12 protein-coding genes are annotated in these 14819 nt (G+C 71.5%); 4 read left to right on the top strand and 8 right to left on the bottom strand.

Annotated features, from left to right (window positions below; genetic code table 11):
• Window positions 1-144 precede the first annotated feature (144 nt).
• Window positions 145-1476 carry an Nramp family divalent metal transporter gene (locus tag ACZ69I_RS27805; protein ID WP_470835316.1) on the bottom strand — a complete coding sequence of 444 codons (1332 nt, stop codon included), beginning with the start codon at window positions 1474-1476 and terminating at the stop codon, window positions 145-147.
• Window positions 1477-1654: 178 nt separating this feature from the next.
• Between ACZ69I_RS27805 and ACZ69I_RS27810 the strand changes: the two genes are divergently transcribed.
• A complete protein-coding gene (locus tag ACZ69I_RS27810; RefSeq protein WP_470835317.1) occupies window positions 1655-2998 on the top strand; it encodes a M14 family metallopeptidase in 1344 nt (447 codons plus the stop codon).
• A 1122-nt stretch (window positions 2999-4120) separates the two neighbouring features.
• On the opposite strand, the gene ACZ69I_RS27815 is transcribed toward ACZ69I_RS27810, so the two are convergent.
• The 4 genes from ACZ69I_RS27815 to ACZ69I_RS27830 all read right to left on the bottom strand — a co-directional run bounded on the left by ACZ69I_RS27815 (window position 4121) and on the right by ACZ69I_RS27830 (window position 7982).
• Window positions 4121-5608, bottom strand: coding sequence for a GntP family permease (locus ACZ69I_RS27815; RefSeq protein WP_470835318.1), 1488 nt, complete (start codon window positions 5606-5608; stop codon window positions 4121-4123).
• A gap of 112 nt (window positions 5609-5720) precedes the next feature.
• Entirely contained in the window at window positions 5721-6131 is a 411-nt protein-coding gene (locus ACZ69I_RS27820; protein WP_383331629.1) for a RidA family protein, read from the bottom strand.
• Window positions 6132-6138: 7 nt separating this feature from the next.
• Window positions 6139-6915: an IclR family transcriptional regulator gene (locus ACZ69I_RS27825; RefSeq protein ID WP_467680940.1), complete on the bottom strand. Its 777-nt coding sequence runs from the start codon at window positions 6913-6915 to the stop codon at window positions 6139-6141.
• Window positions 6912-7982 carry a sugar kinase gene (locus ACZ69I_RS27830; protein ID WP_470835320.1) on the bottom strand — a complete coding sequence of 357 codons (1071 nt, stop codon included), beginning with the start codon at window positions 7980-7982 and terminating at the stop codon, window positions 6912-6914. Before ACZ69I_RS27830 ends, ACZ69I_RS27825 begins: the two co-directional genes overlap by 4 nt.
• Before the next feature lie 128 nt (window positions 7983-8110).
• Here ACZ69I_RS27830 and ACZ69I_RS27835 point away from each other — a divergent pair, with 128 nt between their 5' ends.
• Window positions 8111-9406, top strand: coding sequence for an amino acid deaminase (locus ACZ69I_RS27835; protein WP_467680944.1), 1296 nt, complete (start codon window positions 8111-8113; stop codon window positions 9404-9406).
• A 339-nt stretch (window positions 9407-9745) separates the two neighbouring features.
• Complete coding sequence (locus ACZ69I_RS27840; protein WP_470835321.1) at window positions 9746-11362, top strand: N-acyl-D-amino-acid deacylase family protein; 1617 nt, start codon at window positions 9746-9748, stop codon at window positions 11360-11362.
• 27 nt (window positions 11363-11389) lie between these two features.
• Here ACZ69I_RS27840 and ACZ69I_RS27845 read toward each other — a convergent pair whose 3' ends face one another.
• On the bottom strand, window positions 11390-12256 hold the full coding sequence (locus tag ACZ69I_RS27845) for a trypsin-like serine peptidase (protein WP_470835322.1): 867 nt from the start codon (window positions 12254-12256) through the stop codon (window positions 11390-11392).
• A 98-nt stretch (window positions 12257-12354) separates the two neighbouring features.
• A complete protein-coding gene (locus ACZ69I_RS27850) occupies window positions 12355-13809 on the bottom strand; it encodes a cellulase family glycosylhydrolase (RefSeq protein ID WP_470835324.1) in 1455 nt (484 codons plus the stop codon).
• Between the two features lie 111 nt (window positions 13810-13920).
• Between ACZ69I_RS27850 and ACZ69I_RS27855 the strand changes: the two genes are divergently transcribed.
• Window positions 13921-14478 carry a hypothetical protein gene (locus ACZ69I_RS27855; RefSeq protein WP_470835325.1) on the top strand — a complete coding sequence of 186 codons (558 nt, stop codon included), beginning with the start codon at window positions 13921-13923 and terminating at the stop codon, window positions 14476-14478.
• Here the strand turns inward: ACZ69I_RS27855 and ACZ69I_RS27860 are convergent.
• On the bottom strand, window positions 14475-14762 hold the full coding sequence (locus ACZ69I_RS27860) for an SCO5918 family protein (protein WP_470835327.1): 288 nt from the start codon (window positions 14760-14762) through the stop codon (window positions 14475-14477). The genes ACZ69I_RS27855 and ACZ69I_RS27860 overlap by 4 nt on opposite strands.
• Window positions 14763-14819 lie beyond the last annotated feature (57 nt).

Here is a 14819-nt window from a genome sequence, read left to right on the forward strand (position 1 = left end):
CGGACCGGGCCGGAACTCGCCCCAGCCGGAACCGACAGGTCCACGCCCCGCCAACTCCGGGTTCGGGCCCGGCCCCCGGAACCGAGGTTGGCCGAACCCGTTCCCCGGAACGCGGGCGTCCCCCAGGGACTTCGGCGGGACGGCTCAGAAGAAGCTGCTCCAGTCCTGGTCGGTGATCTGCTTGACGCACAGCACCAGGAACAGCAGGCCCGCGACGGTCAGCATGGCGTTGCTGAGCCAGCCGTTGCGCCACTCGCTCGGCGTGCGGCTGGAGTTGAGGAGCCAGACCAGGGTGAGGGCGAGGAAGGGCATGAAGGCCGCGCCGAGCACGCCGTAGATGATGATGAGGCGGAACGGCTGCCCCTCGAAGAGTAGGATCATCGGCGGGAACGTCAGCCACAGCAGGTACGCGCGGAACGGCACCGACTTCTCGTGGCTGCCGGACGCCACCTCCTTGCCGGTCGGCGCCCCGTCGTCGGCGCCCACACGCTGTTTGCGGTAGCGCTCGACGAAGTCCGCGAACATCAGGCTCACGCCGTGCCACACGCCGATCAGTGAGGTGAAGGACGTGGCGAAGAAGCCGACGAGGAACATCTTGGCGGTCGCGTCGCCGTACTCCTTCGCCAGGATGTCGGAGAGCTGGACGAGGCCCTTGTCGCCGCTGGCGATGGCGACGTTGGCGGAGTGCAGCATCTCGGCGCCGACGAAGAGCATGGCGACGACGAAGATGCCGGTGGTGATGTACGCGACGCGGTTGTCGAGCCGCATCACCTTCATCCAGCCGGTGTCGGTCCAGCCCTTGGCGTTGACCCAGTAGCCGTACGCGGCCAGGGTGATGGTGCCGCCGACGCCGCCGATCAGGCCGAGGGTGTTGAGGACGGAGTCCTTCTCGTCGGGGAGCACGGGCAGCAGGCCCGCGAAGGCGTCGCCCAGGTGCGGGGTGACGCGGACGGCGAGGTAGACGGTCACGAGGAACATCACGCCGACGAGGACCGTCATGACCTTCTCGAAGACGGCGTACTTGTTGAACCAGACGAAGACCAGGCCGACGACGCCGGTGAGGATGGCCCACCACTTGAGCGCCATGACGTCGGGGAAGAGGGCCTGCAGGGGCAGCCCGGACGAGGACATCGCGGCCGCGCCGTAGACGTACCCCCAGATCACCACGTAGACGACGAAGAACCACGTCGTCCAGCGGCCGAGGCCGGCCCAGCCGTCGAAGAGGGTGCGGCCGGTGGCCAGATGCCAGCGGCCCGCGGCCTCGGCGAGCGAGATCTTCACGACACAGCCGATGACGGCGGCCCACAGCAGGGTGTAGCCGAAGTTGCTGCCCGCGATGAGGGTCGCGACGAGGTCGCCCGCGCCGACGCCGGTCGCGGCCACGACGATGCCGGGGCCGATGTACTTCCAGCTCGACTTCCGCGGCCGGGGGGCCGCCGCGTCGGCGGTGATGCCACTGCCTGTCGTTTCAGCCATGCCGATCAAGAAAGCGCATCGCCGCCTCCGGCACAAGGGGGTTGGCCGAAGAGAGCGTTGACGGGGGCATGCCACGGCTCGACGATGGGCCCGCGCGACCCGCACCGCACGCGGCGCACACGCAGCGCGCCGCCCCCGCACTGTCGCACTGAACAACCCCCACCCTTCAGGAGACTTCATGCGACTCCGCATACGCGGCAGGAGATCCGCCGCCCTCGCGACCCTCCTCACCCTCGCCCTCGCGGCGCCCCTCACCGCCAACGCCTCACCGGGATCGGACGGCCCGCCCGCGGGCAGCGCGGCGACGGCGGCCGACGAAGAAACGCGCCAGTACGAGATACCCCTGCGCGACGACCGCGCCGCGCGCACCGCGCTCGCCCGCACCGGCGTCGCCATCGACGAGGTGGACGCCCGCGCGGTGGTCGTCTCTGCGGACGCCCGGCAGGCCGCGCGGCTGCGGGAGTCGGGCTACGAGCTCCGGCCCCTCGCCGGGCCCCCGAAGCGTACGAACGGGCAGGAGGTGCAGGTCAAGGACTTCCCGCCCGCCGACGCGCGGTACCACAACTACGCCGAGATGAACGCGGAGATCGACCAGCGCATCGCGGCCCATCCGAACCTGATGAGCAAGCGCGTCATCGGCAAGTCCTACTCGGGCCGCGACATCATCGCCATCAAGGTCAGCGACAACGTGGGCACGGACGAGGCCGAACCGGAGGTCCTCTTCACCCACCACCAGCACGCGCGCGAGCACCTGACGGTGGAGATGGCGCTCTACCTGCTGCGCGAACTCGGCGACGACTACGGTACGGACGCGCGGATCAAGAAGATGGTCGACGAGCGCGAGATCTGGATCGTGCCGGACCTGAACCCGGACGGCGGCGAGTACGACATCGCGACCGGCCGCTACCGCAGCTGGCGCAAGAACCGCCAGCCCAACAGCGGCTCGTCGAACGTCGGCACCGACCTGAACCGCAACTGGGCCTACAAGTGGGGCTGCTGCGGCGGTTCCTCCGGCTCCACGGGTTCGGAGACCTACCGTGGCGCGCGCGCCGAGTCGGCCCCCGAGGTCAAGGTCGTCGCGGACTTCGTCCGCAGCCGTGTCGTCGGTGGCAAGCAGCAGATCAGGGCGGGCATCGACTTCCACACGTACAGCGAGCTGGTCCTGTGGCCCTACGGCTACACCTACAACGACACGGCACCCGGCCTCACCCAGGACGACCGCGACGCCCACGCGGCCGTCGGCCGGAAGATGGCCGCGAGCAACGGCTACACGCCCGAGCAGTCCAGTGACCTCTACATCACGGACGGGTCGATCGACGACTGGCTGTGGGGCGACCAGAAGATCTTCAGCTACACCTTCGAGATGTACCCGACGTCCGCCGGAGCGGGTGGCTTCTATCCGCCCGACGAGGTGATCGAGCGGGAGACCTCGCGCAACCGTGACGCGGTGTTGCAGCTCCTGGAGAACTCGGACTGCATGTACCGGTCGATCGGCAAGGAGCAGCAGTACTGCACGAGTTGACGCGCTTTCGGGGTCCCCGTGGGGGTGACTCGGCGGGGACTTCGGTGGGGCGGTGTCGTTGATGGTTGCCGGGGCCGCCCGGTTTTTTGCGGAGTGTGGCGCCTCCGGGCCGGCAGTAAAGGGCGCTCCGCTGCGCTGCGCGTCGGCTGCGCCGATTCCGCTGCGCTCCACCCTTGACTCCCGCCCCTCCACCGCACGTTGACCTTGACCCGGACGGCCAGGGGTGGGACCCACGGGACTGCCTACGGGGGTCATCACCATTCGTCGCCGGGTGCGGACCGGCCCATCGTGCGCGCGGGCCACGGAAGGCGCTCGGCCAGCCGCCCCGGCTTCGCCGCTCGGGTCATCACCCTTCGCTGCCGGGTGCGGACCGGCCCATCGTGGGTCGCTGTCACGGTCGCAGTGCTGCCGGGCATGCACGGAGGATCTGCCCTCCCGGGAACCTACTTTGGGAAAGTTGCGAATCGACCCGCCGCGCGCCCCCCGTCATGCGCAATGCGCCCCCAACCATGTGGGCTCTTCGGGCGGAGCACCCTGTGATGGGTGGATTTGGGGAGGGCGCGTGGGGTGTGACCGGGGGCGCGCGCCGACTTGCTTCGCAACTTTCCCAAAGTAGGTTCCCGGGAGCGGCTGACCGGGCCGTGACGGTGACGGCCACGGACGATGGGCCGGTCCGCACTCGGCCGTGCGAGCCGATGACCCGAGCGGCGAAGCCGGACGGCTGACCGAGCACGCACCGAGGCCCCCGCCCACGATGGGCCGGTCCGCACCCGGCAGCGAGAGCCGATGACCCGAGCGGCGTGGCCGGGCGGCTGGCCGAGCCCGCACCGAGGCGCTCGCGCACGATGGGCCGGTCCGCACCCGGCGATGAAAGGGAATGACCCATCCCCGCGATCCCGTGGGTCCCACCCCTGGCCGTCCGGGTCAAAGTCAACGTGCGGTGGAGGGACGGGAGTCAAGGGTGGAGCGGAGCGGAATCGGCGGAGCCGACGCGTAGCGCAGCGGAGCGCCCTTTACTGCCGGCCCGGAACCGCCACACTCCGCAAAAAACCGGGCGGCCCCGGCAACCATCAACGACACCGCCCCACCGAAGTCCCCGCCCCGTACCAGCCGCAAACCGCGCTACACGAACAGACTGAGCACGCCCGCGACCGCGAAGCCCGCCACCGAGAGCACCGACTCCAGCACCGTCCACGTCTTCAACGTGTTCCGCTCACTGATGCCGAAGTACTTCGCGACCATCCAGAAGCCGCCGTCGTTGACGTGCGAGGCGAAGATGGAGCCCGCCGAGATGGCCATGATGACCAGGGCGGTGAACGCCTGGGAGTAGTCGCCCTCGGAGAGCAGCGGGGCGACGATGCCCGCCGTCGTGACGATCGCGACCGTCGCCGAGCCCTGTGCGACGCGCAGGATCAGGGAGAGCAGGTACGCGAGCACGATGATCGGCAGGCCCACGTCCTGGAAGGTGTCCGAGATGGCGTCGGCCACACCGCTCGCCTTGAGGACCGCGCCGAAGATCCCGCCCGCGCCGACGACCAGGAGGATGTTGCCGACCGGCTTGAGGGAGGCGGTCGAGACGGTCTCCAGGGACTTGCGGGACCAGCCGCGCCGGATGCCCAGCAGGTAGTACGCCATGAACAGGGCGATCGTCAGGGCGACGAAGGGGCTGCCGAAGAACTCGATGACGCTGCGGAACGTCGAGGGGTCGAAGGCGATCGAGGAGAACGTCGCGAGGAGGATCAGGACCAGCGGCGTGCCGATGATCGTGAAGACGATGCCCAGCGGCACCGGCTTCTCCTGCGGGGCCACACCCGCCGCGCGCTGCTCGGCGACGACCGCGGCCTTCGCCTCCTCGGCGGCCTCGACCATGTCCTGCGGCACCGGCACGAAGACGCGCTTGCCGACCCACGCGGAGAAGGCCCAGGCGGCGAGGACGGCCGGGATGCCGCAGACGATGCCCATCAGGATGACCCAGCCGAGGTCCACCTTCAGGAGCCCCGCGGCGGCCACCGGACCCGGGTGCGGGGGCAGGAACGCGTGGGTCATGGAGAGACCCGCGAGCAGGGGGAGGCAGTAGAGGAGGATCGACTTGCCGCTGCGCTTGGCGGCCGCGTACACGATCGGTGCGAGGACGAAGATGCCGACGTCGAAGAAGACGGGGACGCCGAAGATCAGACCCGTCAGGCCCATCGCGAGCGGGGCGCGCTTCTCGCCGAAGAGGCCGAGGAGGCGGGAGGCGAGGACCTCGGCACCGCCGGAGACCTCCAGGATCGCGCCGAGCATCGTGCCGAGCCCGATGATGATCGCCACGTGGCCGAGGATGCCGCCCATGCCCGATTCGATGACCGAGACGGCGGCGGACTTCTGGACGGTGCCGAAGAGTTCGGTCACGGAGAGGCCCGCGGAGAGGCCGACGACTATGGAGACCGCGAGGAGCGCCACGAAGGGCTGCAGCCTGACCTTGATGATCAGGAAGAGCAGGAGCAGGATGCCGAGCGCCGCGACGGTCAGCAGGCCTGGTGTGCCGTCGATCAGGGCGAGCAGGCCGCCGGTGTGCGGTGGTGTCTCGGCGGCGGGGGCGGCCGCGAGCACGGCGTGGGACGGGGACATCGTTGACCTCGTAAGTGCATGGGGCTTTCGGAGCAGGGGGGATCGCGGCGCGGCGCCCCGGAGAAGGGCGCCGCGCCGTGACGACGTACGGCTTGCTGGGTGTGGATGTGTGTCAGCCGAGAACGGCGAGCGCGTCGATCTCGATGAGCAGGCCCTTGGGCAGGCCCACGTAGACGGTGGTGCGGGCGGAGGCGGGGGCCTTCAGGCCCTGCTCCTCGAAGTACGCGTTGTAGATCTCGTTCATCTCCGCGAAGTGGTCCACGTCCGTGAGGTAGACGCGCATCATCATCACGTCGTCCCAGGTCGCGCCGCCCTCTTCGAGGATCGCCTTGACGTTGGCGAAGGTCTGCAGGGTCTGCTCGCGCAGGGTGGGACCGGCGGGGGTGGGGGCCTTGCCCTCTTCGGCCGGGAGGAAGCCGACCTGGCCCGCGACCTGAAGGATGTTGCCCTTCTTCACGCCGTGGGAGAACTTCGCGGGCGGGGTGGTGTGGGTGGCCGGGGTGAGTGCGGTCTTCTCGGTCATTCGCTGATCAGGCTTCCTTGAGAGGGACGGTCTTTGCGTCAGGCGCGGCGCCCGAGTACTCCCGGCTGATGGCGTCCGCCGTGCGGCGGACCAGCGGGAGGAGGGTGAGGAGTTCCTCGGCGGTCACGACGACATTCGGTGCGGAGACCGACATGGCGGCGACGACGCGCCCGTCCGCACCGCGGATGGGGGCCCCGATGCAGTTGATGGACTCCTCGTGGCCACCGAGGTCGGTGGCCCAGCCCTGTTCGCGCACGGCGGCCAGCTCCCTGAGGAACGCGGCGGCGTTGGGCGTCGAACGGGACGTGTAGGTGGGGTAGTCGAGCTTCTCCGCGATGGCGCGGCGCTCGGCCTCCGGGAAGTCGGAGAGCAGCAGTTTGGCGACGGCGGCGACGGTGATCGCCACCGGCTTGCCGATGCGGGAGTACATCCGCACCGGATAGCGGCTCTCGACCTTGTCGATGTAGAGGACTTCCTGCTCCTCGTAGACGGCGAGGTGGACCGTGTGGCCGCACTTCTCGTTGAGGGCGAGGAGGTGAGGGTGGGCGATCTCGCGCACGTCGAGGCTCTCGACGGCCTGCTGGGCGAGGGCGAACAGGCGCGCGCCGAGGCGGTAGCGCTGGTCGGACTGGCGGAAGACCAGGCCGTGTTCGTGCAGGGTGCGCAGCAGCCTGAGCGCCGTGGACTTGTGCACGTCGAGCCGGTCGGCGACCTGGCCCAGGTCGGCGGGGCCCTCGGCGAGCAGCGGCAGGATCGAGAGCGCGCGGTCGACGGTCTGGCTCATGGGGTACGTACCTCCTCCTCGGCCGCGTCGTCCGCCGGGACGCGGTCCGTCCAGCCGGGGCCGAGACGCAGTGTCCCCCAGGCGGCGTCGTCCAGGTCGGCGAGGCGGTCGGCATGGGTGCGGGCAGGGGGTGTGGCGAGGTCGCCGGGGACGGTGAGCGCGGCGGCGGCCATCAGGTGGCCGTGGCGCAGGCACCGGTCGGCGGGCAGGTCGCGCAGGGTGGCGGAGAGGAATCCGGCGGCGAAGGCGTCCCCGGCGCCGACCGGCGCGACGACGTCCACGCGCAGGGCGACCCGGAAGACGGGGTCCTCGCCGTGCCGGAAGACGGTGGCGCCGCGGCTGCCCTGCTTCACGACGAGGGTGGCGGGCTCAGGCAGGGCGGCGCGGACGGCGGCGGGCCCGCCGGTCACGCCCCAGGCGGCCGCGGCCTCGTCCTCGCCGACGAAGACGAGGTCGGCGCCGCGGGCGAGGTCGAGGAGGACGCCGGGGCCGTCCCCCGCGTCCTTCCACAGGCCCGGTCGGTGGTTGACGTCGAAGGAGACGAGCGGGCCGCGGTCCGCGCGCCGGGTGCAGAGGTGGCGTACGAGGGCGAGGCAGTCGGCGGAGAGGGCGGGGGTGATGCCCGACAGGTGCAGGATGCGGGCGGCGGTGAGGGCGTCCTCGTCGACGGAGCCGGGCGCCATGGCGGAGGCGGCGGAACCGGCGCGGTAGTAGACGACCTCGTGGGCGTCGGTGTCGCGGTCGTCGGCGGTGCGGAAGTAGATGCCGGTGGGGCGGTGCGGGTCGCGGCCGACGGCGGAGGTGTCGACTCCGTAGCGGCCGATGGCCTCGACGAGGTGGTCGCCGAAGCCGTCGGCGCCGACGCGGCTGACCCAGCGGGCGGTGTGCCCGGCGGCGGCCAGGGCGCAGGCGACGTTGGACTCGGCGCCGCCGATCCCGCGGTCGAAGGAGGGCACGTCGGCGAGGCGGCCGGGCCGGGCGGGCAGGAACGTGACCATGGACTCGCCGAGCGCCACGACGTCCACCACTGCCTGTGCGGCCGCCCGTGCGGCTGCCTGTCCGGTCACGATCTTCCAGCCCCTCAACCGACTCGCCGGATCCGTTGACCCGGCGTTGGCTCGGATGTTAGACAGCAGTAAACGACATACGCAATGACCGTTGCACATAATGCAACGCACTCCTGGAGGAGGCGCCCATGGCCGCCGACAACGCCGTCGAACGTCCCGCCGGCCCGCTGGCCGCCCTCGCGGACGAACGGCTCGACCACCGCTTCAAGGGTCTGCCGCCGGACGCCGAGGGGCTGACGGTGGGCGAGCTCGCGGCGCAGCGGCGCAACCTCTTCACGGGCGGCTTCACCACCCCGGTCCTCGCGCTCTCCGCCGAACGCCTCGAACACAACCTCGCCCTCATGGAGACGTACGCCGAACGGCACGGCCTGGCCTTCGCGCCGCACGGCAAGACGTCGATGGCCCCGCAGCTCTTCGCCCGCCAACTGGAGCGCGGCGCCTGGGGCATCACGCTCGCCGTACCCCACCAGGTGCGCGTGGCACGGGAGTTCGGCGTCCCGCGGATCTTCCTCGCCAACGAACTCGTCGACGCGGCGGCGCTGCGGTGGCTGGCCGGCGAGCTCGACGCGGACCCCTCCTTCCGCTTCATCTGTTACGTGGACTCCGTACGCGGCGTCGAGCTGATGCACGCCGCGCTCAGTGAGGCGGGCGCGAGCCGCCCCGTCGACGTCGTGGTGGAGCTGGCGGCGGGCGACGGCGCGCGGACCGGCGTGCGCACCGAGGCGGAGTGCTTCGAGATCGCCACGGCCGTCGCGAGCGCCGACACGCTGCGGCTCGTGGGCGTCGCCGGGTACGAGGGCGAGGTGCCGGACGCGTCGAGCGCGACCGTCACGGCGTGGCTGCGCCGCCTGCTCGCGCTCCTCGTCGACTTCGACGAGTCCGGGCACTTCGCGGATCTGCCGGAGGTCGTGCTCAGCGCGGGCGGCAGCGCGTGGTTCGACGCGGTGGCCACCGTCTTCGCGGAGCTCCCCGAACTCTCGCGGCCCGTCTGCAAGTTGCTGCGCTCCGGTGCGTACGTCTCGCACGACGACGGCCACTACAAGCACCTGACGCCGTTCAACCGGGTGCCTGAAGAGGGTGCGCTGGAACCCGCGTTCCGGCTCTGGGCCCAGGTGGTGTCCCGGCCCTCGGCCGAGCAGGCGTTCACCAACGCGGGCAAGCGGGACGCGGCGTACGACCTGGACCTGCCCGAGGCGCAGGTCGTCCGCCGGGACGGTGCGGAGCGCCCCGCGACCGGGGTCACCGTCACCGGGCTCTCCGACCAGCACGGGTGGCTCCGGACGACTCCGGAGGCGGACCTCGCGGTCGGCGACTGGCTCGGGATGGGCCTCTCGCACCCGTGCACGGCGTTCGACAAGTGGCAGCTGATTCCGCTGGTGGAGGGGGACGGGACGGTGTCGGACTACATCCGCACGTTCTTCTGACCGGGGGGTCTCGGGCGGGCGCCCTGTCCCGCCGCTCCGCGGCGGATGGGGGGCTCAGGGGTTCTCGGCTCCCCCGCCCCTTGCGGTGGTGGGGGCAGTCATGTCCCGCCGCTTCGCGGCGGATGTATCCCACCCACCCACCCGTTTGCCCCGCGACGTCCGGCGGGAGTAAGGGCAACCCACCCACCCACTCGCCGCCGACGGCGAGCCCGCCCCACCAAGGCCATCCGCACCCGACAACGAAACCCGCACGGGTGGTGCGGGTGGGAACAGAAAGACCCGGCCGGAGGCCGGGTGCACCACCCCCGGACCGCAGCAAAAAGAAACGAGGCACCCCCCATGGACCTGGTGATCCGAGACGCACGCGTCATAGACGGCACCGGAGGTGCCTCCTACCGCGCCGACGTAGCCGTACACGAGGGCAGAATCACGGAGATCCACCGGGAGGGGGAGGAGAAGGGTCCCCGCCCCACGGGCCAGGCCACCCTCGACGCCGAAGGCCTCGCGCTGGCGCCCGGCTTCATCGACATGCACGCGCACAGCGACCTCGCCCTCCTCCGGGACCCCGACCACTCCGCGAAGGCGGCGCAGGGCGTGACCCTGGAAGTCATCGGCCAGGACGGACTGTCCTACGCCCCCGTCGACGACCGCACGCTCGCCCAGGTCCGCCAGGCCATCACCGGCTGGAACGGCGACGGCGGCGACATCGACTTCACCTGGCGCACGGTCGGCGGCTACCTCGACGCCCTGGACACCGCCCACGGCGGCCGCGGCATCGCGGTGAACGCCGCGTACCTCATCCCGCAGGGCACCGTCCGCATGCACGCGCTGGGCTGGGACGACCGCCCGGCCACCGCCGCCGAGCTGGACCGGATGAAGGAGCTCGTCGCCGAGGGGATGCGGGAGGGCGCCGTCGGCATGTCGTCGGGGCTCACGTACACGCCGGGCATGTACGCCGACGACTCCGAACTCACCGAACTCTGCAAGGTGGTGGCGGCCCACAACGGCTACTACTGCCCGCATCACCGCAGTTACGGCGCCGGCGCCCTGCAGGCGTACGAGGAGATGGTGAACCTCACCCGGACCGCGAACTGCCCCCTCCACCTCGCGCACGCCACCATGAACTTCGGCGTGAACAAGGGCAAGGCGCCGGACCTGCTCGCCCTCCTCGACGACGCCCTCGCGCACGGGGCGGACATCACCCTGGACACGTACCCCTACACCCCGGGCTGCACGACGCTCGTGGCGATGCTGCCCAGCTGGGCGAGCGAGGGCGGCCCCGACGCCATCCTCGCCCGTCTCCGGGACGACGGGACCGCCGAGAAGATCCGGCACCACATGGAGGTCATCGGCGCCGACGGCTGTCACGGCGTGCCGATCGAGTGGGACACGATCGAGGTCTCCGGCGTCTCCGACCCCGGTCTCGCCTCCTGCGTGGGCAAGACCATCGCCCACTCGGCCGCCCAGCGCGGCGAGGAGCCGTGGATCACCGCCCGCCGTCTCCTCGTCAACGACAACCTCGGCTCGACGATCCTGCAGCACGTCGGTCACGAGGAGAACGTGCAGGCGATCATGCGGCACCGGGTGCACACCGGCGGCAGCGACGGCATCCTGCAGGGCTTCAAGCCGCACCCGCGCGCGTACGGCACGTTCCCGCAGTACCTGGGGCGCTACGCCCGCGACCTCGGCGTCATGTCCCTGGAGGAGACCGTCGCGCACCTCACCTCGCGGCCCGCGGCCCGGCTGCGCCTGCCCGACCGGGGCGCCGTCCGGGAGGGCTACCGCGCCGACCTGGTCCTCTTCGACCCGGAGACGGTCGCGGCGGGCTCGACGTTCGAGGCGCCGCGCACCCTGCCCGTCGGTGTCCCGCACGTCCTGATCGACGGCAGGTTCGTGATGCGGGACGGCCGGCGCACGGACGTCCTCGCGGGACGCGCCGTACGCCGGACTCCCTGAGAGCAGCGCCTGTGTGGTGCCTGTCGACTACCTCGTGGCGGCCGGCCGGGGCAGCTTGCAGCCCTTCCGGCCGAGGTCGATCTTGCTGGCCTTGCCGACGCACGGGACGATGCCGTACGTCTCCTGGGCGTAGTTGATGCCCTTGCGCACCGTCACCCGGCCCTTGCGGTCGATCTCACAGGGGTTGTTGAGGGTGCAGCGCTCGCCGTCCTCGTTGCCCGTGTTGTTGACGGCGGTGACCTTGCCGGTCTTGTGGTCGATCACCGGCGAGCCCGACGTGCCGCCGATGGTCTTGCACGCAGGGGTGTAGCGGACGGAATCCTTCCAGGTCCACTCGCCCTCCTTGATGCGGTGGACGAACCCGTCGATGCGGCAGCTGTAGGTCTTCTTCCAGAAGCCGGAGACGACCGTGATCGCCCGCCCCTTCACCGGGTGGTCGTCCTCCAGCTCCAGCGGCTTGATCTTGTACTTCGTGGTGATGTCGCGGTAGCTGCTGGTGAGTTGGTAGAGCGTGATGTCGGTGTCCGTCATCGTCGCGTACGACACCTTGGACGCCTTGAGCGTGGCGACCTCGTTCGCCTTCGCGTCGAGCAGCTTGAAGGTGCGGGTGGACGGCTGGTCGACGATGACCTCACCCGCCGCGGGGAACCCGGACTCTATGCAGTGGCCGTTGGTGAGCACGAGTGCCGGGTCGCCCGGTTTGGACTTGGGTGTGCGCACGACCGAGCCGGAACAGTTGCTGAGCGCCACCGTCCCCGCGAAGTCGACGGCCTTGGCCTTGGTCTGCGCCTGCCGGCCCTGCTGGCCGTTCCCCGCGAACGCGGGCACCGCGCCCGCACCGGCCAGGGCGAGTGCGAGCAGCCCGCCCGCCACCACTTTGCTCGTCTGTCCCATCGGTGGAACCCCCCTTGTGATGTACACCGGTCGTACGTATGTCAGGGGCATTCTTGAGGTCGCCGTGCGGCCGGACAAGGGGTGGGAACTCTTCCCTTTCACCCACGGGATGTGGTGCGGGGCGTGATGCGGACCGAGTGCGTACCGGGACCCGAACCCAGCGTGAGGACACGGGACTTGGGGTCCCAGGCGACTCTCTCGCCACCCCGCACCCGACCGCCCTCGGGGAAGTGGCGCGCGGGCAGCCGGACTTCCGTGCCGCCCCGCACGCCCGCCGTGCCCCGCCAGCTCACCGTCAGCGCCTTGTCCGCCGCGTCCCACCGGTACGCGACCGGGTCCCCGGCGACCGCCAGCGGGGCGGGCCGGTCGAGCACGGGCAGCAGCGCGGTCGGCCTCATGTCGGCGTCCCACGGCGCCCAGGTCCCGGGGTCGTTGGACCAGTAGGCGAAGCCCGCGCCCATCTCGTCGGCCGTCCGCTGCACCTCCTCGACGTACTCCATGGCTCCCGGCAGACCGACGTCCAGCCCGAACTCCCCGATGACCACGGGCGCCCCGAGCCGCCGCGCGGTCCTCTCCGTCTGCTCGCGCCAGGCCCGCAGCGACCGGTCGACCTGGCCCTTGGTGCCGCCGGTGTAGCCGCCGCCGAGATCCATCGGGAGGGGGTAGAGGTGCGGCGCGTAGGCGATGCGGGCCGCGTCGCCGTCGCCGCGCGGGTCGTCCAGGCGCGGAAGGCCGGACGCGAAGCCCCAGTTGGCGCCGATGGCCGACGGTTCGACGAAGAGCCAGTGGTCGCGGTCGACGGTGCGGATGGCGTCGATGCCGTCCTGGTAGAGGCGGGCGAGCGGGCCGGACTCGAACGCGGGGCCCTGCACGCTGCCGCCCCAGGGCTCGTTCATCAGGTCGTACCCGATGACGGCGTCGTCGTCGGCGAAGCGGCGGGCCACCTCACGCAGGGCGCCGACGTAGTGCCGTCGCAGATCACGCCCGCCGCCTTCGACCGTCCCCCAGAAACGGTCGAAGGCGCGGACGGTCCCGGGTTCGGCGTAGCCGAGCTCCCAGGGGTCGGTGGCGGCGGACGTGAGGCCGTCGGTCTCGGTGGCCCACGCGGGCGCGCCGTTGCCGCCCACCCGTGGGCCGTACAGGTCCTGATGCATGTCGAGCAGCACGTGATAGCCCCGCTCGCCGTACCAGCGCACGCGCTCGGCGACCCGCTCCAGATACGTCCTGTCGTACGTGCCCGGCGACGGCTCGACCTTGCGCCACTGGAGGAGGAAGCGGACGAAGTTCGTGCCCAGCGCGCGCTGTTCGCGCGCGACGTCCTTCGCCTCGATCCACGGCAGGCCGTCGGCCGCCTGCTTGGCGCTGCTCGCCGTGGACAGGCCGCGCAGCACCAGCGCGCGGCCCTGCCGGTCGGTGATCCACCGGTGGCCGCTCGCGGTGTCGGCGCGCGCGGCGCCCGCGCCCTCGGGTCCGACGGCGGTCAGCAGGGCGGCGGCGACCGCGAGCACGACCGCGCCCACCGCCCGGGTACGCCACGCCGCGAGGGACTTCATGGCCGGGATGGTAGATCGCGGAAGCCCCGGCGCAACAGACCTGAGCATTGTTCACTTTCTTCGGCCGGACCCCTGTCCACGAACGACCGGGGCGGCCTACAGTGGCGCGCCATGCGGACGACGTACGACGCGTTGCGGGCCCGGACGGATGCCACGGCCGTGGTCGCCGGGGTCTGCCTGCTGCTCGTTCTCGCACACGGCAGCGCCACCCTGCTGACGGCGTTCACGGCGCGGGCGGGTCTCACGGTCGCGCCGAGCGCGCTCGGCGTGCCCTACGCGCTGCCGGGGCTGCGGGCGACGCCGCTCGGCGCGACGGACTGGTCCTGGCAGCTCTGCGAGGACTTCGCGGCGCTGCTCCTGATCGCCGGAGCCGCCGCCCGGATGCGCCGCCACCTGCGCGTGCGCCCCGGCGCGGGCCGGGTCCGCAGGCTGCTCGCGGGCTGGACGGCGCTGATCGCGGGTGCCGCGGTGGCCGGCGCGTGGCGGGGCATGGTCGCGGCCCGCATGGTCGAGGCGGGCGTCCGGGGGTGGCTGGTCCTGCCGCTGACCGGAGCCGTGGCCGGGGCACTGTGGGGGCTGACCCTCGGCTGGCTGCCGGGGGCCGCGGCACTCGCGGCGGGACGAGGGCCCCGCCGCGCGCCCCGGGCCCCCGGGACAGTGGAGTCCTAGACGACCGAGGTCGGCCAGGGCGCCGGGACGGGCTCGGCGGCCACGGGCACGGGAGCCTGCCGGATGGTGAAGCCGAGGCCGGTCAGCGCCCTGGTCACCTCGCGCGCCGAGAAGTCGCGGCGGTCCTGGCGGGTGATGACCTCCCCCACCTGCTTGATCGGGTAGTGGCGTCGGCCGATGATCACGGACTCGCCGGTGACGGGCTCGGGCTTGACGCCCTTCATGACCTCCACCACCTCACTCTTGAACAGGTCGAAGGGGAAGCGGGCGATGACACAGCGCATGGTGCCTCACAGGGGAGAGGGTCGGTGGTCGGACGGGGCGCCGCCGGCTCCGGGAGC

It is taken from the genome of Streptomyces sp. NPDC036815 (assembly GCF_055609205.1).